The organism is Gordonia sp. w5E2 (genome assembly GCF_036540975.1).
GTDB classification, from domain to species: Bacteria; Actinomycetota; Actinomycetes; order Mycobacteriales; family Mycobacteriaceae; genus Gordonia; species Gordonia jacobaea.
On sequence record NZ_CP144213.1, the window covers coordinates 478,989 to 500,786 of the forward strand.

The following is a 21,798-nucleotide window of genomic DNA, read 5'->3' on the forward strand; positions in this document are numbered from 1 at the left end:
CGCGCATCCGAAGTCGCCTCACACCGCGAAACGCAGACTTTCACTGATCGAGCGAGGGGAATCGGTCGGCCCGCGCCTGTGCGACCCACGCGCGTCGTCGGGCAAGCTGCGTACGCTGTTCGACGCTGGTCGCGACGGCCGAGACGTGAGTGAGTGCCGCGTCGAGTCTGGCGAGCATCATTGGCGAGCCGAGCGAGGCCTCGATGACGTCGTCGAGTCCGACGACCAGCATGTCCGTCCACGACGGCCGAGGGACCACGAGCCTGAGACGACCACCGCTATCGCGCCAGCGTCGCGCACTTTCGTCGATGGACGTCGCGGATACCAACACGAACTCGATCTGGTCGACCGCTTGCACCGCGGTCGCGGGATCGTTGATCGCAGGAGACATGGCCCGGAGTGCGATATCGGCGATGAGGCGGAACGCCAGGAGCGGATCGCCGTCGAATGTGCGTTCTGGCCCGGTGTCGAGCGCGGCGAAGAACGCTCCGTTATCGATCTTCCCGGAGGCGTTCTCGCCGTTGCTCTGTGCGGCAGGACCGTGCACGTGGGCGACCGTCGCGCCTGCGCGCAGGGTTGACCCGACCGCCTGCTCCATGACGATCACGGCGTCGGCGGATTCGGCGAGATGAATGAGTTTCTCGACGTGTAATCGCTGCAGCACCAACGGATTGCGGGACCACTGGATGCTGCGTGGTTCGTCCGCAGGGTCGATGCGTGGCTTCGGGTCGAGGTTGTCGCTCGTTGGGTACGTCGCGACAATCGATTGCTCACCGTGTTCGCAGATCGTCGTCAGCACCGGCGAGATCTGCGTTGCGGCAAGGGCGTTGGCGAGTACCACGCGCAGGAGCACCAACACGACCAACGTTCCTACGACTGCCAAGAGCGGAACACTTGCCGAGATCGTGTCTCGGCTCCCTGACGCAAGGATCGCGGTGATACAGAAAACGATGACGCTCATCGCCACGGCCGCTGTCCGCCAGACGATGGGAGCGTCGCGGAACAGTGTCAGACGGGGTGTGAAAGTGGTTGCCACCCATTGGACTACGAGAAACAGCAAGGAGAAGATCACTGCGAGTGTGCCGAACACCGCGCCACCGAGGCCGATGAGAACGGTGGCGACCGACGACGTCGAGATCTGTGGGCCGACCCCGATGCGAGTCAGGCCGATTGCTGCTCCGGCGCCGAGCAGCACGCCGATGGTCTGAGTCAGGCCGGCGCGGGTACGCCTCCCGAGAGTGTCGAAGCCGCTCATCGGGCAGGGTCTTTGGTGCGGCGTCGAACTGTCATCACACCGACCACCTTCGCGACGGTCTCCCAAAGCTGCCGTCTCACAAACTACAGGGTGAGGCGCGCCTGCAGGGTCGAACGGGACGACAGGGCGGAACGGTGTATACCGGTTGAACTCCGGACCCCGGCGCACGTCGGGTACGAGTGTCGCGCAGACGGAATGGGCCGAAACCTCGCGCGCGGGGATCGCCCGCTTGACGAGAGTTTCGGCCCATTGCCTGACACAGCGACGGCGGGGGTCACCCGCGTCACCGTGAGTTCATCGGTGAGAGAAAGGTTTACGGCGCCCAGGTACGTGGGGCGGCATCGGTCTCCGCAGGAGCCGAAGCACTCACGCGGTAGGCGCGATTGACTGCGGACACCACGGCACGCAGGCTCGCCGTCGTGATCGACGACGCAACGCCGACGCCCCATACGGTTTCACCGTTGACCTCGGTCTCGACGTAAGCTGCCGCGCTGGCGTCGCCGCCCGCGGTGAGTGCGTGCTCGGCGTAATCCAGTACGCGGACGTCGAATCCGACGGTCGACAGCGCGTCGACGAATGCCGCGAGCGGCCCGTTGCCGCTGCCCGCGATCTCCTTCTCGACGCCGTCGACCTTGACCACAGCGGTGATGTGGTCGTCGCCGCCGTCGACCTCGGAGGCGTCGACCTTCTGGCGCATACGCTCGAGCGGGCGGACCGGATACAGGTATTCGTTGGCGAAGACGTCCCACATCTCCTTGGGCGAGACCTCGCCGCCCTCGCCGTCGGTGATCTTCTGGATCTCGCGGCTGAACTCGATTTGCAGGCGTCGCGGCAGGTCCATGCCGTGGTCGGCCTTCATGATGTAGGCGACGCCACCCTTGCCCGACTGGCTGTTCACGCGGATGACGGCTTCGTAATTGCGGCCTACATCCTTGGGGTCGATCGGCAGATAGGGCACCTGCCACAGGATGTCGTCGACGTCGGAATCGGCGGTGTCGGCGTCGACCTTCATCTGGTCGAGACCCTTGTTGATCGCATCCTGGTGGCTGCCCGAGAACGCGGTGTAGACCAGATCGCCGCCGTAGGGGTGGCGTTCGGGTACGCCGAGCTGGTTGCAGTATTCGACGGTGCGTCGGATTTCGTCGATGTCGGAGAACGAGATCTGCGGGTCGACGCCGCGGCTGAACATGTTCATGCCCAGCGTCACCAGGCAGACGTTGCCGGTGCGCTCACCGTTGCCGAACAGACAGCCCTCGATGCGGTCGGCGCCCGCCTGGTAGCCGAGTTCCGCTGCGGCGACGGCGGTTCCGCGATCGTTGTGGGGGTGCAGGCTCAGGATGATCGAGTCGCGGCGTGCGAGATTGCGGCTCATCCACTCGATGGAATCGGCGTAGACGTTGGGTGTCGCCATCTCGACGGTGGCAGGCAGGTTGATGATGAGCGGCTTTTCGGGTGTGGGAGCGATGATTTCGCTCACCGCGTCGCACACCTCCTTGGCGTAGCTCAGCTCCGTGCCGGTGTACGACTCGGGCGAATACTCGTAGCGCCAGTTGGTGTCCGGGTACTTCTGCTGCTCCTCGAGCACCTTGTGCGCGGCGTGTGTCGCGATCTCGGTGATCTTCGACTTGTCGGCACGGAACACGACACGACGCTGCAGCACCGACGTCGAATTGTAAAAGTGCACAATCACATTCGACGCTCCGCGGCACGCATCGAAGGTGCGCTCGATCAGCTCGTCGCGGCACTGCGTCAGCACCTGGATGGTGACGTCGTCGGGAATGGCGCCGTCTTCGATGATTTCGCGAACGAAGTCGTAGTCGGTCTGGCTCGCCGACGGGAAACCGACCTCGATCTCCTTGTAGCCCATACGCACCAGCAGCTCGAACATGCGGCGCTTGCGTGCGGGACTCATCGGGTCAATCAGGGCCTGGTTGCCGTCACGCAGATCGACGGCACACCACATCGGTGCCGCGGTGATGACCTTGTCGGGCCAGGTGCGATCGGGGATCGAGATCTGCTCGACCTCGTCGGCGAACTGCCGGTAGCGGTGGACGGGCATCGCGGAACTGCGTTGCGGGTTCCAGGAGGGCTGCCCTGCGGGGATGGGGCCGGACGGCTCGACGATGCGGCTCGGTCCCGAGGTGAAAGTGTCTGCTGGTGCCATGATGGTCAATCTCCGAAGTAGGTCTCAGATTGGGGAGTGACCGGCGCGTGATGAGGCCCCGCGACGGAGGGCCGGTCGTGTCAGACCCCGCCGCGGCAACCGAGAAGGAGTGCACGCTGCATGCGAGTAAATGTACTCCCCGGGCTGGTCGTCGATCAAATGAGGTCAGTCGATCGGTCTCTCGGTCCGCATTGTCCGAACCCGCATGTCAGGGGTCCTCGGGTGTGTGGACGAGGGTGCGATGCATGCGCAGGGTGCTCCGGATTCCGGGAGCGATCGGAGTCGACGGGTCGGTGCGGTAGCACCAATCGAGTGCTTCGTATCCCACCCGACACAGCGCGATGTGGCGCGGCCACCGCGGCGTGGCCCAGTCCGGTTCGTCGCTTGCGCTGTCGGTTGCACTCATCTCGGCCTCGAGCAGCGCCCACTGCAGGTCACGCCGGGCGGCGAGCATGTGTGGTGAGCCGATCGGCGAGAGCGCGGCGTCGTCGAGGAGATGGTCGACGTTGTCGAGGACGTCGGTGTCGGCGCGTGCCCACGTGTGTCGGTGCGCATGCGGAAGCAGCCACAACAGTGCTGCGACAGCCAACCCGACGCCGAGCAGCGTTTCGAGGAAGCGGTCTCGCACGGGGATGGTGATGTCGGATTCAGGGTTGCCCATGAGCATGGCGAGAGGGGTGATGAACGAGACCGCGACGCCGTAGTTGCCGACGATCGTCAGCTCGATCAGCACATTGAGCACCGCGATCACCACGATGAGCCACAGTGTGGTGAGGCCGAGGTAATGGAGTCCGACGAAGATCACCAGGCCGACGATGGTTCCCGCGAGTCGGTGGGTTGCGCGGATGACGCCCCGGATGCGGTCGGGGCCCAACTGCAGCACCAGGACGGTGCCGAGGATTGCCCAGTCCGGTCGCGAGACACCGATCGCGAGCGACGCCACTCCCGCGACCAGCGCGGTGAGTGCGACTCGCGCAGTGGTGACGCGCGCATGGCTATAGCGGCGAAGTGCCGTGGACAGGCGGTGTCGCACCGAGGGTCGACGCAGCGGCGGCGACAGCGGACCCGGCGGTGCCACGTGGAACTGATGCAACGACGTCCAGAGTCGTTGGGCGAGTGGAGTGTCGGTGGCAGCGGCGTCGTGCAGGACCGTCCACGCGTTGAGCGTCGACATCGCCACACCGTGCCGATGTGCGGGATCGGTGGACTGGTTGTCGGCGAGGTAGGCGTCGATCGTCTCGATCGCGGCGAGCGTCGCCGCAGTCTGTGGCCCTTCCGGACGCCACAGCGCCGGTGCCATTCCGACGATCAATGAACTCAATCCGCCTGCGCACGTCGCGATGACCAGCGCGGAAACGTCGACGCCGTGTCCGGTCACCACGGACGAGATGCAGGCCGTGAGCACGAAGAAGAACGGACCGGGCGGGCCGAGTCGCATGGCGTTGACGGTGAACACCGTCGCCGACGCCCACGCCACGAGAGCGACGACCACCGTCAGCGCGACCGCGGTGTTCGGGTGGGGACCGGCGAAGTGGCCGAGGAGCCCGAACAGTGTGGCCGCCGCGATCAGTACGGCGGCCGCGAGCACGATCGCCCGCCACCGCACTCGGTATGGGCGCTTCTCGCCGTAGAGCACGGCGAAGGCGCCGAGCGCCGCGAGTAGCGAGTCGCGCTCGAATCCGACGGCGAGTAGGACGCATGCGGGCACCGCAAACGCGAGACCCGCTCGGATGGCCGCGGGCCAGCGCCCGCGAACGTCGGGGATCGCGAACAGTGCGCGCCTGATGTGCAGGCGAGGGGGAGGCTGTGGTCTGAACGGTTCAGCTGGTGTTGGCGAGTCAGAGCCGGGCACCGGTCAACCCTACGGCCGGGTCGGTCAGGGGGTGTAGCGCAGCCAGTCGACCTTCATCGTCGCCGGGTTGGGCGTGGCAGAGTTCGTCGGACCAGGCCAGACACCACCGATGGCCAGGTTCAGGATCGGGTACATCGGCTTGTCGAAGACCCACCGCTGGCCGGCGGTGAGGTCGGCACGATTGACGGTGTACACCGACTGCCCGTCGAAGAGGAACGTGATCGAGGTGGCCGTCTTGCGGACGCCGTAGGTGTGGAAGTCGGTGGGGTCGATGCCCGTGATGTCGGAGCCGCGCTGGTACTTGCCGTTGGCGCCGTCGGGAAGCGGGATGGCGTCGGGCAGGATGTCGCGCAACGACCCGGCGTCGGCCGAACCGAAGCCGCCGGAACCGGTCGGGCCGTGAACGCCGATGTGCACGAAGTTGTAGCTGTTGATGTGTTCGGCGATATCGATCTCGCCGGACTCCGGGAACCCGACTTCCCAGATGTCGGCTCCGAGTAGCCAGAACCCGCTGTGCAGGCCGGCGCCGGTGGGAAGTGAGAGCCGCGCGGAGATGGTGCCGTAGGTGAATTCGCGCTTGTCCTTGGTGTTCAGCCGGGCCGACGTCCACCCGCTACCGGAGTTCCTGGCCTCGATGAGGAGGTTTCCGCTTCCGTCGAGGCGTGAGTTCTCTCGACTCGACGTGTAGGTCTGCTTTTCGTCGTTACCCCAGCCCCCGCCTCCGGTTTCGTAATTCCACAGGGCGCTGTTGGGGGCCGATCCGGCCGCACCGTTGAACTCGTCCGAGAATGCCGTGTCTGCCGCATGGGCTGCCGGAGCGGCCGTGGTCACGGCAGCACCGATGCTGCCGACGGTCAGGGCTGTCACGATCGCACGACGCATGAGTTTCACAGGCTAGGCTTACCATAGTTTGCGGCCCGCCACATTGGGGTGTTCTGTCGGATTAGCGACGAAATAGGATACTTTGGCGCCGACTGAAAGTCTCTTTGCCTGAGCATTACTGGGCGTTCGCACTGTGAATTCTCAGGCGGCACTTAGCTTTTGAGCGTTTGCTTCGAGGAGCCGCCGGAAGGTTGGCTGCGACACTCAACCGCGAGTGTGTGCCGAGAAAGGTAGAGACATGTCACGTTTGTTCACCGGAGCGACGGCACGTCGCATCACTGTCGCGTTGGCCGGTGTCGGCGTCGCGAGCGCGATCGCGACGGGCGGAGTGGCGAACGCCGCTCCGGCCCCGCATGAGGCAAAGCCCGCACCCGCGCAGACAACCCCGGTGCCCGGCACCAAGTGCACGTTGGCCGGAGTCGAGAAGGCGTTGGCCAAGGAAGACCCCGCGCTGTGGAAAGAGATCCAGTCTCATCCGCGCGCCAAGGAGCATTTCGAGAACACGATCGTGCTGACCCCTGCTCAGCGCAAGCAGCAGCGTGAAGAGATGCGCAAGAAGCACCCGGAGCGCGCCGAGATCAAGAACTTCCTGCGCGACCATGGCATCGCCAAGAAGGATCGCAGCGCGCACCGGGCCGCGATCAAGAAGGCGCTCGAGACCTGCAGCGGGTAGGAGTTGCGGGCGAGAGTGGTTTCGACTCGGCTGCTCGCTCCGCTCGCGGCCGGCTCAACCAGCGGGAAGGTCGGCTCAGCGAGCGGGAGGGCCGGCCCGGAACGGCTCGCCCCAGTGGCCGCTGAACGCGACCTCGTCGAGGGATAGCCGTTCGCGCGGCTCGGCGTCGCGCTCGCGGATCTCGCCGGGCAGCGTCGAGGGGTCGGCGAGATGACCGACGGCCAGCATCGCGAGCGGCTTCTTGTCGGCGGGTATGCCGAAAGCCCTTCTGGCGGAGCCCTTGTCGAATCCGGCGAGTGGATGTCCGTTGAGACCGAGTGCGCCACACTGCAGGATCATCTGTGCCAACGCCAGCCCGAGGTCGACGCCGCCGTAGAGGTCCGGCTTGGGGTCGGACGGATCGTCGGTGGTGCACAACAGGATCAGTGCACCTGCGGCGGGCGCCCATGTCGTGTTGCCCCGGTTGAGTGTGGCGGTCAGCGCGTCGAACGTCGTATCGCCGCGTAGACCGACCACAAACCTCACCGGCTGCATGCGTCCCCACGTGGGTGCCCACCGTCCGGCGTCGAGGATCTCGGTGACCTCGTCGACCGAGACGGTGGCCTCGGCGTCGTAGCCGCGAGCGCTCCAGCGCTGACTGATCAGTTCATGCACCGCGCCAACGGTACTGGAGCCCAACGGTGTGAGGAGCAGCGTGCGTGGGAGGGGGCTCCCGTGACAGGGCTAACTGTCTTGCGCGGCAGGCAGTTCGGGATCCACCGACTGCTCGACGACGCGCGGTGTACGCATCACGACCGCGAGAATTACGCCGAGCACACCGAGCGCGATCACCGACGCGAGTGACGCCGCGTGGATGCCGTCGACGAATGCCTGCTTGGCCGCGGTGGCGAGTTCGGCGCCCGCGGGACCCATCTCGTTGGAGCGGTGCAGAGTCTCGCCGAGGGTGTCGCCGAACGCCCAGCCGTCGCCGTGTTCGCGGAACATCAGCGTTGCGAGCGAACCGAGCAAAGCGAGGCCCAGCGCGGTTCCCAGCTCGAAGCTGGTCTCCGAGATGCCCGACGCCGCTCCGGATCGTTCCGCGGGCACCGAGCCGACGACGACGTCGGACACCAGTGAGAACTGGATGCCGTAGCCGATACCGGCGATCGAGGTGAACACGAGGTAGACCCACAGCGGGCTGGACGTCGTGAGCCACAGGAGTCCCAGGTTGCCCGCGGCGGCGAGTGCGACCGACCCGACGAACGCGGTCCGCATGCCGACACGTGAGGCGATGCGCGTGGCCCCGATGGAGAACACCGCGACGGCGATCGCCATCGGCAGTCCGGCGAGTGCGGCGTTGAGGACGTCGAAGTCGCGCACCGACTGCAGGTAGACGCCCGTCAGATACGACATTCCGCCGAGCGCCATCATGCCGAACAATGCGACCGTCACGGCGGCGCTGAACTGCACGTTGCGGAACAGTTTCAGGTCGAGCAGTGGCGCTGGGGTTCGACGCTGGTGCATGAGGAAGAAAACGAACATCACGACACCGAGCACGCCGACTGCTGCGACCGGGAGGGTTGCACCTTCCGACGCCATCGTCTTGATCGAGTAGACGATCGGCAGGATCGCAAGCAGGGAGAGTCCGACGCCGATGAAGTCGAACGGTTCACCGGTGCCTGCGCGGTACTCGGGGATCAGCTTGGGTCCCAGGAGGAACAGCACGGCGAGTACCGGCACGTTGATCAGGAAGACGACGCCCCACCAATAGTGGTGCAGCAGAACGCCTCCGACGACGGGGCCGATGGCCGAACCGCCCGCGAAGGCGGCGGTCCACACACCGATGGCCCGGCCGCGCGACTTGGCGTCGGGAAACATGTTGGCGATCAGCGACAGACTCGACGGCATCAGCGTCGCACCACCGATACCCATCAGCGCGCGAGCCGCGACCAGGACGACCGCGGTGGGAGCGAACGCGGCGATGACCGAGGCGATGCCGAACATCGCGGCACCCAACAGCAGGATGCGTCGACGGCCGACGCGGTCGCCGACGTTGCCCATCGTGATGAGCAGTCCTGCGATGAGGAACCCGTAGATGTCGAGAATCCACAACTGCTGGGCGGCGCTGGGATCGAGGGCGTCGGTGATCGCCGGGATCGCGAGGTAGAGGACGGAGAAGTCCATCGACACCAGGAGCACCGGAAGGGTCAGCACGGCCAGTCCCCACCACGCGCGTCGATCGGCACCCGGATTTTCGCGGGTGCGCTTCTCGGACGGACGGATGCGGACGGACATGACTACTGCTCTCCTTCGATAGGGCTGAATGCGTCGACGGTGTTGTGCCCTCGGGCACCCGCGTACGCCGTACGCATCGACGGTACGGTGATGAGTACGCTGTACGCAAACAATTTATTCCCGAGACGTGAGGAGAGTCGGTGGCCGACGAGCGTGCGCCCAAGCTCACCACCGAGCTGATCGTCGACACCGCCATCAACGTCGCCGACCGGGACGGGCTGCCCGCGCTGTCGATGCGACGCATCGCTGACGAACTGGGCGTCGGCGCAATGTCGCTCTACCGGCACATCTCCGACAAGGACGCGCTGCTCGAGGCGATGGCCGAGGAGATCGGTCGTCGATTTCCCTATCCCGTCGATGAGGCGGGGCCATGGTCGTGGCGCGAACGGGTCGCGATCGCCGTCGACATCGATTGGCAGCTCTATCGCCGCCATCCGTGGGTGGTGCTGGCGTACTCGGCGCCGCGCTACAGCTTTGGTGTCGACGCGCTCGAGGGCCTTGACTGGCTCGCGGCGGGCTTCGCCGAACTCGGCGTCGACATCACTACCGCAACCGAAATGGCACTCACGTTGTGGAGCTACGTCAATGGCGTCGCGCTCGCGCAGGTCAGTGAACAGTTGCTCGACGCATCGCCCGGTGAACATCCGAGTGGACTCGCTGATCTCATCGCCGGTCGGGTCACCTCGCGGTTGCCGCATCTGTCCACGTTGTCCGACGCTGCCGACGCCACACGGTTGAACGATCCGCGCGCGCTGCTCGACGCCGGAGTCGACTATCTGTGCGCGGGGTTCGAGGCGAGAGCGGCGTCGTCGAAATCGTAGGTGAGGTCGACGACGCCGCGTCGGATCACGTGAGTGATGTCTCGACCGGTCGCGGGCGCGCCTCACCCTGGGTGAGTGCCATCAGCACGCCGCCAGCCGTCAGCAGGATCGCAGCGACCAGTACGGTGACTGTCATGCCGTGGGCGAATGTGATTGTCGACGTGGGCATTCCGCGTGTTGCGGCCCCGAAGACGGCAACCATGATCGCCAAACCGACTGTGCCGCCGAGCTGTTGTGCGGTGTTGACCAAGCCCGACGCCGCACCGGCATCCTGAGGGTCGACGCCGCGTAACGACGCCGTGGTCAGCGACAGGAAGGCCATACCGCCGCCCGCGCCGACGAGGATGAACGGCCCGAGCAGTGACAGGTACGGAGTATGAGCGTCGAGAGTGCTCAGCCAATACAACCCGGCAGCCGCTGCACCGAAGGCGATGAGTAGCAGGGTGCGAGTACTCAAGCGTGGCACCAGAACTCGCGCACTCAACTGTGATGCGCCGAAAGTCGCGGCCGTCATCGGCAGGTATGCCAATCCGGTTTCGAGCGGGCCGTAGTGCAGCACCTCCTGCATGTACTGGGTGAGGAAGAACATCATGCCCATGAAGCCCGCGACCATCACCAGGCGACCGGCGAATGCAGCGCTCCGCGGCGTCGAGGCGAAGAGTCGTAGCGGTGTGATCGGTTGGTGTGCGCGGTCTTCGGCGTAGACGAACGCGCCGAGAAGCGCTGCGCCTGCGACGAGGGCGATGACGGTGATCGTGCTGCCCCATCCGTGCTCGGCCGCGTTGACGAGGCCATACACGATGAGACCGATTCCGGCAGTGGACAATACGGCGCCGGGTAGATCGAAGGAGCCGCGCTCGCGTGTGGTGCGCGGTAGTGACAGCGCACCCGCGACGATCACCACGAGTCCGATCGGCACGTTGACGAAGAAGACCCAGCGCCAGTCGAGCCACTGCACGAGGGCTCCGCCGGAGACGAGGCCAAGCGAGAATCCGCCGATCGACACGGCGGTGAACAGTGCCAGTGCGCGCGTGCGCTGCGCGCCGTCGGAGAATGTGGTCATCAGTAGTGCCAGCGCCGCGGGTGCTGCGATCGCGGCACCGACGCCCTGCAGGGCGCGGGCAACGAGGAGCATCGTCGAATCGGTTGCGAGACCACCGAATGCCGACGCCGCGACGAACAGTCCGAGGCCGTCGAGGAAGGTGCGGCGTCGACCGAGAATGTCGCCCAGGCGTGCGCCGAGTAATAGCAGCCCACCGAAGGTGAGCGTGTAGGCGTTGAGCACCCAGGAGAGATTCGACGTCGAAAAGCCAAGGGAACGTTGAATATCGGGCAGTGCGACGTTGACGATGGTGGCGTCGACCACCACCATCAACTGGCACCCGAGCACCGCGATCAACACCAGCGCGTCGGTGTTGATGCGCGAGCGTAGGCCTGAGCCCGAAGGCGTCGAATCTGCTGTGCGATCAATGGAGGAAAGGGACATGTGGCCGCTCTTTTCGAATGAATGGATCGGCGGAGCAGTGCACTGAATTCGGCGTGAGTCTGATCGGGCTCACCCACGCCGGTGTGGAGTACACTCACTGGAGAAACGGAAGCTTCCTCCGATTAATATACGGAGGGTTCCTCCGCTTTGCAACTGTTGTGTCTGCTGGCGCCGCTGTGCTCGATCTGTGCGCGCGGCGTCGTCGGTGTTATTCGTGTCGGAAGGTAGGAGTCGCCGTGGCTGGGGAGTCAGTGACCGGGGCCGCGAGTGGGAACGATGCGCGGCGAACTCTGTCCCGACGGCCCGCCCGCGCCGATGCCGCACGCAACTACGACAAGCTGATCGCCGCGGCCGCGGACCTCTTCCACGCCGAGGGCGTCGACGTCGCGCTCGACAAGGTCGCCGCCGAGGCTGGGGTGGGCATCGGGACGCTGTACCGGCACTTTCCCAATCGTGCGGCGCTCGTCGAAGCCACATTTCGGAGCTACTCGGACTCGATCATCGCCGACGGTTGGCGCCTGCTGGAGTCAGGGCCCGCCGACGTCGCGCTGGCCGGGGTCTTCGAGGCGTACATGTCCACCGCGAGCACCAAGCGCGGCATGAAGGAGGCGATCCTCGCGGCCGTCGGCGACGAGGCTCCGGTCTTCAGCGAGGCCCGCGACCAGTCACGCGAACTGATGGCCGCGACGCTCGAGAAGGGCCAGCGCGAGGGCGTGTTCCGCGAAGACATCGAGCCGTCGGACATATCCCGCCTGGTCGGCGGACTGTCGATGACGTGCGTCGCCGAGGACACACCCGAGACGCGCCGACGCATGGTCGGCCTCGTGCTCGACGGCCTGCGCCCGCGCGGCTGAGCGTCGGCCGGGTGCAGAAAGTAGGGGAAGGATTCTTTCCGTGCCTTCCTTCGCTTTCGGCGAGAAGTGTCGCGGGGAATCGTGCAAACCCCGGGGAAGAGCCGCGCGGCCGGGCTGGAACCCGCGGAACAACCCCGAGCCCCGGCCTCACATCGCGTGCGGGTAGACGGTCAGCATGTGCGCGCCGAACCAGGCGCTGCCGATGATCATCGGGACGACGACGGCCACGCCGACCGATGTCCGCTGCTTGGCCAGCGCGATCGCGAGCGGAAGTAGCAGCACAAAGGCGGGCAGCAGTAGCCGGGGGCGGCTGATCATCAGTCCGCTCGACAGCATGATCGACGCCACGACGAGCGTCCCGTACACGACCACCGGCCACGGCAGGCGCGCCCAGAACGCGACGACGACCATGATCAACGTCGCGAGGATGATCCACGCGGTGGCGACGGAGGCGACCTCGCCGGAGTTCACCAGCGCGTCGTTGACGAAGTTGAAGGTGACGACGCCGCCGTCGATCCGGGTGTCCCAGCCCTCGGTCTGGATGCGGAACCAGCCGGTTGGGGAGCCGGTGTGTGCCCAGACGACCGCGAGGTAGCCGAGATATCCGAGTGGGCTCAGCACGATCGCCAGCCACAGGTAGGCGCCACTTCCGCGTCGTGATCGCCACGAGCGCGCATCCCGATCACGCACCAATGTCAGCGCCGCGGCCACCATCACGACGCCGATGATGACGACGGCCGTTGGGCGCACGGTCCCCGCGAGGCAGGCCGCAACGCCTGCAAGCAGCCAGTTGCGTTCGATCACTCCCACGAGCGCCCACACCGTCAGCGCGCAGAACAACGCCTCGGTGTAGGCCATGTTGAGCACGATCGCCATCGGCGTCGCGGCCAGGATCGCGACCAGGTAGAGCCCGACGCGTTCGGGATTGACCGACACCCCGCGCGTCAGTGGCGAGCGGTTACCCATCGCACGTACGCAGTCGGCGCCCAGCCGAGCGGCTCCGACGGCGGTCAGGCAACCGAGAACGACGTTGAGCGAGATCGCCGCACCGAACGGCGTGATGAACGGAAGCTTGGCGATCCACCCGACCAGATACGGATACCCCGGAAAGAAGGCGTACGCGGTGTCGGCGGTATGCAGACCGCGGGCGTCGGTGAGGGAATACGGCACGTCGCCGTAACCGTGCTCGGCAATGGCGAGCATCCACTTGCCATCCCACGCCGACAATGCGTTTCCGACGCTGGTCTCGCGCAACTGCGCGAACCGACCGAGCACCAGCAATCCGACGATCCGGATCGCGATGAACACCCCGATCGCCGTCACCCAGTAGGGCAGCGAGTCGTCTTCGACGGCCGGACGTGAGGTGGCTTCGATCTCCGGACGTCCGTCGCCGGCCCGGGGCTGCTCAACCTGGCGGACTCGACGCGGATTCGCTCCGGGCCGACCCGCGGCAGGTGCGTCGGCTCGATCAGCGGACGTCGCGCCGGGTGCGGCGCTGGTCTTCGGGGAGCGGCGTTGTCGGCTCGCCTTCCCGACCTCGGTCTCGCTGGTCACCTCAGCGATGTTAGGGGACGCGTGTGGTCTGCAGCACGTGGAAGCCGTCCCGCCACCACCACGACGTGGAGCCCGCGGGCATCGTCGGTAAGGTTGTCTCGGCAGTCAAGCGGAAAACCCGACGTCGAGCCCTGCCGGGAGGTTATCTACGTGGCACTCGTGGTGCAGAAATACGGTGGATCATCGGTTGCGACAGCTGAGCGCATCCGTCGGGTCGCCGAGCGCATCGTGGAGACCAAGAAGCAGGGGAACGACGTCGTCGTGGTCGTGTCCGCGATGGGCGACACCACCGACGAACTCCTCGACCTCGCGCAACAGGTCAACCCGGCCCCACCGGCTCGCGAGATGGACATGCTGCTCACCTCGGGCGAGCGCATCTCCAATGCTCTCGTCGCGATGGCGATCAGCTCGCTCGGTGCGCAGGCGCAGTCGTTCACCGGCTCACAGGCGGGTGTGATCACCACCAGCAGCCACGGCAAGGCCAAGATCATCGACGTCACACCCGGTCGTGTGCGCAGCGCGCTCGACGAGGGCAAGATCGTGCTGGTCGCAGGTTTCCAGGGCGTCTCGCAGGACACCAAGGACATCACGACGCTCGGCCGCGGCGGATCGGATACGACGGCCGTCGCGTTGGCCGCGGCCCTCGAAGCCGACGTGTGCGAGATCTACACCGACGTCGACGGCGTCTACACCGCCGACCCGCGCATCGTTCCCGACGCCCGACGCCTCGAGACCGTCTCCTTCGAGGAGATGCTCGAGATGGCCGCGTGCGGCGCGAAGGTCCTGATGCTGCGGTGTGTGGAATACGCCCGCCGATACAACGTTCCCGTACACGTGCGCTCGTCGTACTCGACCAAACCCGGCACGCTGGTTGCCGGCTCGATGGAGGACATTCCCGTGGAAGAAGCGATTCTCACCGGTGTCGCACACGATCGCAGCGAGGCCAAGATCACCGTCGTCGGCCTCGACGATCAGCCCGGTTACGCCGCGAAGGTGTTCCGTGCCGTCGCCGACGCCGAGATCAACATCGACATGGTGCTGCAGAACATCTCGAAGGTCGAGACGGGCAAGACCGACATCACCTTCACTCTCCCGCGTGAACTCGGGCCGCTCGGCGTCGAGAAGCTCACCAAGCTGCAGGAGGAGATCGGCTTCACCGAGGTCCTCTACGACGACCACATCGGCAAGGTCTCGCTGGTGGGCGCAGGCATGAAGAGCCATCCCGGCGTCACGGCGACGTTCTGCGAGGCGCTGAGCAACGTCGGCATCAACATCGAGTTGATCTCGACGTCGGAGATCCGAATCTCGGTGCTGTGCCGCGACACCGAACTCGACGACGCCGTGCGCGCACTGCACGAGGCCTTCGACCTCGGCGGAGAAGAAGAAGCCGTTGTCTACGCAGGAACGGGGCGCTGAGCCATGGGCGTACGTATCGGAGTTGTCGGAGCCACCGGTCAGGTCGGCGGCGTCATGCGAACCCTGTTGGCGGAGCGCAACTTTCCCGCTGACGAGGTGCGATTCTTCGCCTCTCCTCGGTCGGCGGGTAAGAAGCTGCCGTGGGGTGACGGCGAGATCGTCGTCGAGGATGCTGCGACCGCAGACCCGACCGGCCTCGACATCGCGCTGTTCTCGGCAGGTGCCACCATGTCGCGCGAGCAGGCGCCACGGTTTGCCGCCGCGGGCGTGACCGTGATCGACAACTCGTCGGCGTGGCGCAAGGATCCCGATGTGCCGCTGGTGGTTTCGGAGGTCAACGGCGAGCTGGCGAAGAATCCACCCAAGGGGATCGTCGCCAATCCGAACTGCACCACGATGGCCGCGATGCCGGTTCTCAAGCCGCTGCACGATGCGGCAGGGCTGCAACGACTGATCGTGTCGTCGTATCAGGCGGTGTCGGGCAGTGGGCTCGCAGGCGTCGATGAGCTCGCCACCGAGTCGCGTGCGGCGATCGACGACCTCGAAAAGCTTGTCTACGACGGCTCGGCGATCGACTTCCCCGCGCCGGTCAAGTACGTCGCGCCCATCGCGTTCAATGTGTTGCCGCTTGCCGGAGCGCTGGTCGACGACGGTTCCGGTGAGACCGACGAAGATCAGAAGCTGCGCAACGAATCTCGCAAGATCCTCGGGCTTCCGGAGCTGCTCGTCAGCGGAACCTGTGTGCGGGTGCCGGTATTCACCGGGCACTCGTTGTCGATCAACGCCGAGTTCGCACAGCCGCTGTCTCCCGCCCAGGCCAACGAGATCCTCTCCGGTGCAGCGGGAGTGGAGTTGACCGACGTTCCGACCCCACTCGCTGCGGCGGGCAAGGACAACTCGCTCGTCGGTCGGATCCGACAGGATCCCGGCGTGCCGGACGGTCGAGGACTCGCGCTGTTCGTGTCGGGTGACAACCTGCGAAAGGGTGCGGCTCTCAACACGATTCAGATCGCGGAGCTGCTCGTCGGGTAACAGCCCGGCCAACTAGGTCCCGCACCATCACACCTGATCCGACAACCGCCGATTGGTGAATCACGATGTCAACTCCCACAGACGCTCCGGCGGTTGCCGACAGACTCGGCCACTACTACAAGATCGACGAGCCCTATCTGGTCGGTCGCGAGAAGGTGCGCGAGTACGCGCGCGCGGTCCAAGACCACAACGCCGCACACCGCGATGAAGAGGCTGCACACGCACTCGGCTACTCGGGACTTGTTGCGCCACTGACGTTCACGGCGATCCCGGCGATGGGCGCCAACCGAGCTCTGTTCGAGTCGGTCGTGGTCGGTTACGAGACCTACGTGCAGACCGAGCAGGTCTTCGAGCAACATCGACCGATCGTCGCGGGTGACGAACTGACGACCGACGTCGAGCTGTCGTCGATTCGACGCATCGCCGGTCGCGACCTGATCACCGTCACCAACACGTTCACCGACGCCGCGGGCGAGGTCGTGCACACCATGCACACCACGGTCGTCGGCGTGACGTCCGACGATGTCGACCCGGGCATCAACGACGCGGTCCGCAGCATCATGGTGCACGACGTGAACGTCCTGTCGTCCGACGATTCGGACGCCGCGTACGTGAAGACGGTGCGACCCGAAGGCGCACAGGTCATTTCGAGTGCGGGCGCCCAGCGAGCTCCGGGCAGCCTCGACTTCGACTCGCTGACGGTCGGCGACGCGCTGCCGGTGCGGCACGCCCGCCTCTCGCGCGGAGATCTGGTCAACTATGCGGGCGTCTCCGGAGACGGTAATCCGATCCATTGGGACGAGTCGATCGCCAAGCTGGCCGGCCTTCCCGACGTGATCGCTCACGGAATGCTGACGATGGGGCTCGGCGCGGGCTTCGTGTCGGCGTGGTCGGGCGATCCGGGCGCCGTGACGCGGTACGCGGTGCGTTTGTCGCAGGTCGCGGTCGTGTCTGCTGCAGAGGGCGGCGACATCGAGTTCAGCGGCAAGATCAAGTCGCTCGATCCCGAGACCCGCAGCGGCGTCGTCATCATCGTGGCGAAGTCGGCTGGTCGCAAGATTTTTGGCCTAGCAACAATGAATGTGCGCTTTGCGTAGTTTCCCGTAACACGCCTGCGCCCTGGATCACACCCGTGACTTACTGTGCGGTAGGTTACGTCCATGACACGAATTCGGGGATTCATCTCAGGTAGGCGGATCGGTCGTGTGACACGACGGTCCACGGTTGCGCTCACGACGGGTGCGTTGGCTCTTGGTGCTGCGACGGCGGCAGTCGGACCGGCTCACGCGGCGGATTTCTACACCCCGCCGTCGCAGTTCTCGGCGACTCCGGGGTCGATCATCCGCAGCGAGCCCAGCCCGCTGCTGCTGCAGATTCCCGGCATCAAGAACCAGTGGCCGGGCACGGCGACGCGGATCATGTACACCTCTCGCTACCAGGATGGAACGCCCGCGGCGGTCACCGGGACCGTCGTCGAACCCACTGCGCCGTGGCGAGGCAAGGGTCCGCGACCAACCGTCGTGCTCGGCCCGGGAACCATCGGTCAGGGTGATCAGTGCGCTGGCTCGAAACTGATGAGCCTGCCCGTCGCGATCGACCCGAGCAAGCCGAGCCTCGCGCTGAACTACACGGCTCTCGAACTGAATCTCTTGCTGATCAACGGCGTGCGCGTGGCCATCACCGACTACATCGGCATGGGCACCCCGGGAATTCACACCTACGTGAACAGGGTCGAGTCCGGCCAGGCGATGCTCGACGCGGCGCGTGCGGCGCTGAAGGTCGAGAAGGCGCCCGCCAACGCGCCGGTCGGCTTCTCCGGTTACTCGCAGGGCGGCGGTGCGTCGGCATCGGCGGCCGAACTGGCGTCGAGCTACGCTCCCGAACTGAACGTCAAGGCATCGTATGCGGGTGCACCGCCCGCGGACCTGTCGAAGGTGATCGACCAGATCGACGGCACGTTCATCGTCGGCGGAATCGGTTATGCCATCAATGGTCTCGAGGCCCGCTATCCCGAACTGAAGACCGTCGTCGACAAGGAGACGACACCCCGCGGACGTCAGGTGCTCAAGCAACTGTCGACGCAGTGCATCGCCGATACCGGGCTGAGTTTCGGATTCCAGCGCACGAGTTCGTGGACGCGCGACGGAAAGTCGTTGTCTTCGGTCATCAATCGCTACCCGAACGTCAAGAAGATCGTCGACGAGCAGCGGATCGGCAGGCTCAAGCCGAACGCACCGGTCCTGCTCGAAGGTGGCCTCAGCGACGACGTCATTCCGTACGGCCAGGTGGCCGCGCTCGACCGTGACTGGCGTGCACAGGGAGCCGACGTCCGGATGATCACCAACACGATCCCGCCGATCTTCCCCGGCCTCGTGGTCAACCACGCGCTGCCGATGGTGTTCACGCTGCTGCCCGCCACCAACTTCTTGCTGTCGCACTTCGACGGCTGAGTTATCGAACGGAATCACCCCCACAGGAATGAACTACGGCCCCCGCAGTGACGCGGGGGCCGTAGTTGTCTGTGCGGCAGGTCGATTCACGAGGCAGACGGTGCAGGCAGCTCCGAGTCTCTTCGGACGCGCTCCGTGGGGGCGGAGGCCCAAGGGCGTCGGACGCCGACGAACGAGCCGACCGTGAGCAATGCAGACGCCACGTAGGCGGTGATCGCGTACGGAAGTGGTCCGATGCGTCCGCCATTGGGTGCCACGCCGTCGACAGCCGCGAAGTAGTCGGGCAGCGCACTGATCCACAGCACTGCCGCGACGACCAGGTACACCGCGGAGCAGACCACCGGGAACCACTCCCGCGCAAGCGGTTCGGGGAGGAGCGTCGGATCACTGCGGCGTGCTCGGTAGGCGCCCCAGAATGCCGCGACGGTGACGACCGCCAGGATCGCCACGTAGGTCCACGCCGAGACGGCTCGACCGACCAGTAGCGAACCGCCCAGCAGATCGAGGATGGTGGGGGGAATTGATCCGACGAAGAGGACGGGCCAGACGAGCACGCTCGTCATGACGACATCGCGGACGATGTACCAACCGCCGCGGTGCGGGACCGTGCACAACCAGCGCGTCACCAGGGCGATGCCGAACGGGAGCATGACGCTGAACGCGCTCATGTTCAGCAGCGGAATGCCGCTGAACGACGGGTGCGCCGTGGAGACTTCTTGGTTCCATACCCACCACTTCATCTGTGGCCCAAGGCCGTCGACAATCTGGTACAGGCAGTGGAAGACGAACGCCACACATGCTGCAGAGACGAAGACGTTGTAGCGCTTGAAGATTCCCGTCCGCTGGACGAGCGTGTACGCCACGTACAGGTAGACCGGATACATCGCGATGATGTAGAGCGGTAACCGGCCATAGAGGAACTGCACCGTAAACATGTTGTGCGCGAAGGTCAGTCCGAGTTCGTCCTCGATACCGAACCACTGCGGAAAGTAGGCGATGGGTTCGACGAGGAGCAATGCGAGTATCCCGCTGCACCACACCACCAGATTCGACGCGTCGCGCGTGGCGCGATACCAGCGGATGGCGTGGATCAGACACGCGACGAGTCCGACGACGAGCGTCGCCTCGATGACGGGAAGGGTCCAGTTCGCAAGGTTCGCCGGATTGGTGAACGTGACGAACGCATTGCCGTCGCATCGGACTCCGGTCAGCGTCTCCGACAGTCGGAGGTACTCGGCTGTACAGGTCTGCATTGGTGCACCTCAGGCTCGTGAAGGGGCGTGGCCGACATGCTCGATCATACAAACAAGCCTTCTGTGTATGACCGGATTCGAAATACCCGCGTGCGACGATTGACCGATGAGAACCCGAGGTTGGGGCGGCGACCTGCCGCGCACCGAAGACGAAGCACGCGAACGCATCGTGGCGGCCGCGATGCGGTGCATCGATCGTTCGGGGCCGGGCAAGGCAACTCTCGCCGATGTCGCCGCCGAACTCCAGGTCACCAGGCAGACCGTCTACCGCGTGTTCCCGACGACCGCCGAACTACTGACCGCGGTTGGTGAAGCAGGTGCCACGCAGTTCCTCGACCGACTCACCGATCACGTCGCCGATATCACCGATCCGCGCGATGCCCTTGCCGAGGCCATCGTCTACACGTTGGGGCGGCTGCCCGACGAACCGTACATCGGACTTCTCGTTCAGGTGGGGGAGAACGAACTCTTCAGCCGTGGCGCAACATCCTCTCGCGCAATGGAGTTCGGCGCGTCGGTGTTGCGACGATTCCCGATCGACTGGGCCGAGGTGGGAGTCGACGACGAGAAACTCGAGGGACTCGCCGAGTTCATGCTGCGCGTGCTGATGTCGTTTCTGCAGTACCCCTCGGACCCACCGCGTACGCCGGAGCAGTTGCGTGTCTATCTTCGACGCTGGCTCGGGCCTGCACTCGATGTCGCGGGCACAGCCGATGCGTGATGTCACACGGCGAATCGTCCGGCGAATGCCCTCAGTGGGAGATCGTTGCTCGTGATGATGCCGGGCCTCGCCTCGACGACCGAGCGGATCGAGTTGAGCGCCGGCAGGCCGGTCACGGTCATGCCGATGGAGGCGAAGTTCTCGGGCTTCGACAAATCCATTCCCGGCTTGGGGAAGATCATGTGTTTGCTGTAGATACTCGGATCGCCGGTGATCTGAGTGATGTAGCAGGCCTTGATATCCCACGCGGGATCGGTGTGCGGTGTCATCTGCCACTCGAGGTGGGTCTCGATCCGCGGGACGCCGTCGACCATGCCCTGGTACTTGATGTAGTTGGCGCCCAACGATCCCTTCGGTAGGAAGTACCAGCCGAGATCGACGTCTTTGGTGCACGCGCCGAGTTCGTAGGAGTACTTCACCTCGTCGAGCTCGAGCCCGAATGCGTCGGCCATGAGGTAGACGGAGTCGGCAAAGACTGCGGTGTACTTGTGCAATGACTCCGGAATCGTCGGATCATTAACCGGCAGACCGTATCCGACGGCCTTCCAGGTGTCGACGGAGTGATGGCACGAGACGTCGACCGATTCGGTGACGGTGACGTTCTCGATCGCGGCGACGTCGGCGCTGTGGACGATGCCGAGGATCTGACACAGTCCCGGGTTCATGCCCGTGCCATAGAACGTCGACCCTCCGCGTTGACAGGCAGCCTCGATGAGCTCGCTGACCTTGCGTCCGGAAGGGTGCTGCCAGTTGGTGTCCCGGTGATATCCGGTGATCCAGTCGGCGGTGGTCACGACGTTGATGCCTGCTTCGAGCACCTTCTCGTAGAGGTCTTCGTCCGGGAATACGCCGTGGAATGTCACGACGTCTGGCCGTGCTGCGATGATCTCCTCGACGGAACCGGTGGCCGTGATGCCGATCGCGTCGGTGCCCACGATCTCGCCGACGTCGCGTCCGATTTTGTCGGCGGTGTAGCAGTGCAGACCGACGAGTTCGAGGTCTGGGTGGGAGGTGATTCGTCCGATCATCTCGGTGCCAAGATTGCCTGTGGCAACCTGGAATACTCGAATCTTGCGGGAACTGTTCATGGGCTGGACCTTTCGTGTGGACA

At 65.3% G+C, this 21,798-nt stretch carries 18 protein-coding genes; 8 read left to right on the top strand and 10 right to left on the bottom strand.

What is annotated here, in order from left to right:
• Nucleotides 1-40: 40 nt before the first annotated feature.
• From RND64_RS02040 to RND64_RS02055, 4 genes are all read right to left on the bottom strand, one after another.
• Nucleotides 41-1,255: a DUF2254 family protein gene (locus RND64_RS02040; protein ID WP_270484685.1), complete on the bottom strand. Its 1,215-nt coding sequence runs from the start codon at nucleotides 1,253-1,255 to the stop codon at nucleotides 41-43.
• Between the two features lie 313 nt (nucleotides 1,256-1,568).
• The gene (gene leuA, locus RND64_RS02045; protein WP_270484683.1) at nucleotides 1,569-3,419 is read right to left on the bottom strand and encodes a 2-isopropylmalate synthase; all 1,851 of its coding nucleotides are present in this window, start codon (nucleotides 3,417-3,419) and stop codon (nucleotides 1,569-1,571) included.
• A 208-nt stretch (nucleotides 3,420-3,627) separates the two neighbouring features.
• Nucleotides 3,628-5,271: an FUSC family protein gene (locus RND64_RS02050; RefSeq protein WP_270484680.1), complete on the bottom strand. Its 1,644-nt coding sequence runs from the start codon at nucleotides 5,269-5,271 to the stop codon at nucleotides 3,628-3,630.
• Between the two features lie 24 nt (nucleotides 5,272-5,295).
• A complete protein-coding gene (locus RND64_RS02055; protein WP_270484678.1) occupies nucleotides 5,296-6,153 on the bottom strand; it encodes a glycoside hydrolase family 16 protein in 858 nt (285 codons plus the stop codon).
• A gap of 238 nt (nucleotides 6,154-6,391) precedes the next feature.
• Between RND64_RS02055 and RND64_RS02060 the strand changes: the two genes are divergently transcribed.
• Nucleotides 6,392-6,826, top strand: coding sequence for a hypothetical protein (locus RND64_RS02060; RefSeq protein WP_049700530.1), 435 nt, complete (start codon nucleotides 6,392-6,394; stop codon nucleotides 6,824-6,826).
• Between the two features lie 75 nt (nucleotides 6,827-6,901).
• Here the strand turns inward: RND64_RS02060 and RND64_RS02065 are convergent, their stop codons facing one another.
• On the bottom strand, nucleotides 6,902-7,480 hold the full coding sequence (locus RND64_RS02065; RefSeq protein WP_270484676.1) for a nitroreductase family protein: 579 nt from the start codon (nucleotides 7,478-7,480) through the stop codon (nucleotides 6,902-6,904).
• A 69-nt stretch (nucleotides 7,481-7,549) separates the two neighbouring features.
• Nucleotides 7,550-9,100 carry an MFS transporter gene (locus tag RND64_RS02070; RefSeq protein WP_270484673.1) on the bottom strand — a complete coding sequence of 517 codons (1,551 nt, stop codon included), beginning with the start codon at nucleotides 9,098-9,100 and terminating at the stop codon, nucleotides 7,550-7,552.
• 140 nt (nucleotides 9,101-9,240) lie between these two features.
• On the opposite strand from RND64_RS02070, the gene RND64_RS02075 reads away from it, so the two are divergent.
• A complete protein-coding gene (locus RND64_RS02075) occupies nucleotides 9,241-9,921 on the top strand; it encodes a TetR/AcrR family transcriptional regulator (protein WP_270484671.1) in 681 nt (226 codons plus the stop codon).
• A gap of 25 nt (nucleotides 9,922-9,946) precedes the next feature.
• Here RND64_RS02075 and RND64_RS02080 read toward each other — a convergent pair whose 3' ends face one another.
• Nucleotides 9,947-11,407 carry an MFS transporter gene (locus RND64_RS02080; RefSeq protein WP_270484668.1) on the bottom strand — a complete coding sequence of 487 codons (1,461 nt, stop codon included), beginning with the start codon at nucleotides 11,405-11,407 and terminating at the stop codon, nucleotides 9,947-9,949.
• 236 nt (nucleotides 11,408-11,643) lie between these two features.
• Here RND64_RS02080 and RND64_RS02085 point away from each other — a divergent pair, with 236 nt between their 5' ends.
• On the top strand, nucleotides 11,644-12,261 hold the full coding sequence (locus tag RND64_RS02085) for a TetR/AcrR family transcriptional regulator (protein ID WP_160318057.1): 618 nt from the start codon (nucleotides 11,644-11,646) through the stop codon (nucleotides 12,259-12,261).
• A gap of 147 nt (nucleotides 12,262-12,408) precedes the next feature.
• Here RND64_RS02085 and RND64_RS02090 read toward each other — a convergent pair whose 3' ends face one another.
• Complete coding sequence (locus RND64_RS02090; protein WP_414651985.1) at nucleotides 12,409-13,815, bottom strand: hypothetical protein; 1,407 nt, start codon at nucleotides 13,813-13,815, stop codon at nucleotides 12,409-12,411.
• 150 nt (nucleotides 13,816-13,965) lie between these two features.
• Here RND64_RS02090 and RND64_RS02095 point away from each other — a divergent pair, with 150 nt between their 5' ends.
• From RND64_RS02095 to RND64_RS02110, 4 genes are all read left to right on the top strand, one after another.
• Nucleotides 13,966-15,231, top strand: coding sequence for an aspartate kinase (locus RND64_RS02095; RefSeq protein ID WP_005209522.1), 1,266 nt, complete (start codon nucleotides 13,966-13,968; stop codon nucleotides 15,229-15,231).
• 3 nt (nucleotides 15,232-15,234) lie between these two features.
• Entirely contained in the window at nucleotides 15,235-16,263 is a 1,029-nt protein-coding gene (locus RND64_RS02100) for an aspartate-semialdehyde dehydrogenase (RefSeq protein ID WP_049700535.1), read from the top strand.
• A gap of 65 nt (nucleotides 16,264-16,328) precedes the next feature.
• On the top strand, nucleotides 16,329-17,360 hold the full coding sequence (locus RND64_RS02105; RefSeq protein ID WP_049700536.1) for a fused (3R)-hydroxyacyl-ACP dehydratase subunits HadA/HadB: 1,032 nt from the start codon (nucleotides 16,329-16,331) through the stop codon (nucleotides 17,358-17,360).
• A 63-nt stretch (nucleotides 17,361-17,423) separates the two neighbouring features.
• Nucleotides 17,424-18,713 (top strand): lipase family protein, encoded by a 1,290-nt coding sequence (locus RND64_RS02110; RefSeq protein WP_235434450.1) that lies wholly within the window; start codon nucleotides 17,424-17,426, stop codon nucleotides 18,711-18,713.
• A gap of 86 nt (nucleotides 18,714-18,799) precedes the next feature.
• Here RND64_RS02110 and RND64_RS02115 read toward each other — a convergent pair whose 3' ends face one another.
• Nucleotides 18,800-19,966 carry a hypothetical protein gene (locus tag RND64_RS02115; protein ID WP_049700538.1) on the bottom strand — a complete coding sequence of 389 codons (1,167 nt, stop codon included), beginning with the start codon at nucleotides 19,964-19,966 and terminating at the stop codon, nucleotides 18,800-18,802.
• Between the two features lie 106 nt (nucleotides 19,967-20,072).
• On the opposite strand from RND64_RS02115, the gene RND64_RS02120 reads away from it, so the two are divergent.
• Entirely contained in the window at nucleotides 20,073-20,687 is a 615-nt protein-coding gene (locus RND64_RS02120; RefSeq protein ID WP_049700539.1) for a TetR/AcrR family transcriptional regulator, read from the top strand.
• A gap of 2 nt (nucleotides 20,688-20,689) precedes the next feature.
• Here the strand turns inward: RND64_RS02120 and RND64_RS02125 are convergent, their stop codons facing one another.
• On the bottom strand, nucleotides 20,690-21,775 hold the full coding sequence (locus tag RND64_RS02125; RefSeq protein ID WP_049700540.1) for an NAD(P)H-dependent amine dehydrogenase family protein: 1,086 nt from the start codon (nucleotides 21,773-21,775) through the stop codon (nucleotides 20,690-20,692).
• Nucleotides 21,776-21,798 lie beyond the last annotated feature (23 nt).

Bases quoted from the DNA above. Each gene is read 5' to 3' on its own strand.
- RND64_RS02060 (WP_049700530.1), top strand. From the start codon at position 6,392: ATGTCACGTTTGTTCACCGGAGCGACGGCACGTCGCATCACTGTCGCG.
- RND64_RS02080 (WP_270484668.1), bottom strand. From the start codon at position 11,407: ATGTCCCTTTCCTCCATTGATCGCACAGCAGATTCGACGCCTTCGGGC.
- RND64_RS02040 (WP_270484685.1), bottom strand. From the start codon at position 1,255: ATGAGCGGCTTCGACACTCTCGGGAGGCGTACCCGCGCCGGCCTGACT.
- RND64_RS02100 (WP_049700535.1), top strand. From the start codon at position 15,235: ATGGGCGTACGTATCGGAGTTGTCGGAGCCACCGGTCAGGTCGGCGGC.
- RND64_RS02105 (WP_049700536.1), top strand. From the start codon at position 16,329: ATGTCAACTCCCACAGACGCTCCGGCGGTTGCCGACAGACTCGGCCAC.
- RND64_RS02120 (WP_049700539.1), top strand. From the start codon at position 20,073: ATGAGAACCCGAGGTTGGGGCGGCGACCTGCCGCGCACCGAAGACGAA.
- RND64_RS02125 (WP_049700540.1), bottom strand. From the start codon at position 21,775: ATGAACAGTTCCCGCAAGATTCGAGTATTCCAGGTTGCCACAGGCAAT.
- RND64_RS02055 (WP_270484678.1), bottom strand. From the start codon at position 6,153: ATGCGTCGTGCGATCGTGACAGCCCTGACCGTCGGCAGCATCGGTGCT.
- RND64_RS02110 (WP_235434450.1), top strand. From the start codon at position 17,424: ATGACACGAATTCGGGGATTCATCTCAGGTAGGCGGATCGGTCGTGTG.
- RND64_RS02115 (WP_049700538.1), bottom strand. From the start codon at position 19,966: ATGCAGACCTGTACAGCCGAGTACCTCCGACTGTCGGAGACGCTGACC.
- leuA (WP_270484683.1), bottom strand. From the start codon at position 3,419: ATGGCACCAGCAGACACTTTCACCTCGGGACCGAGCCGCATCGTCGAG.
- RND64_RS02070 (WP_270484673.1), bottom strand. From the start codon at position 9,100: ATGTCCGTCCGCATCCGTCCGTCCGAGAAGCGCACCCGCGAAAATCCG.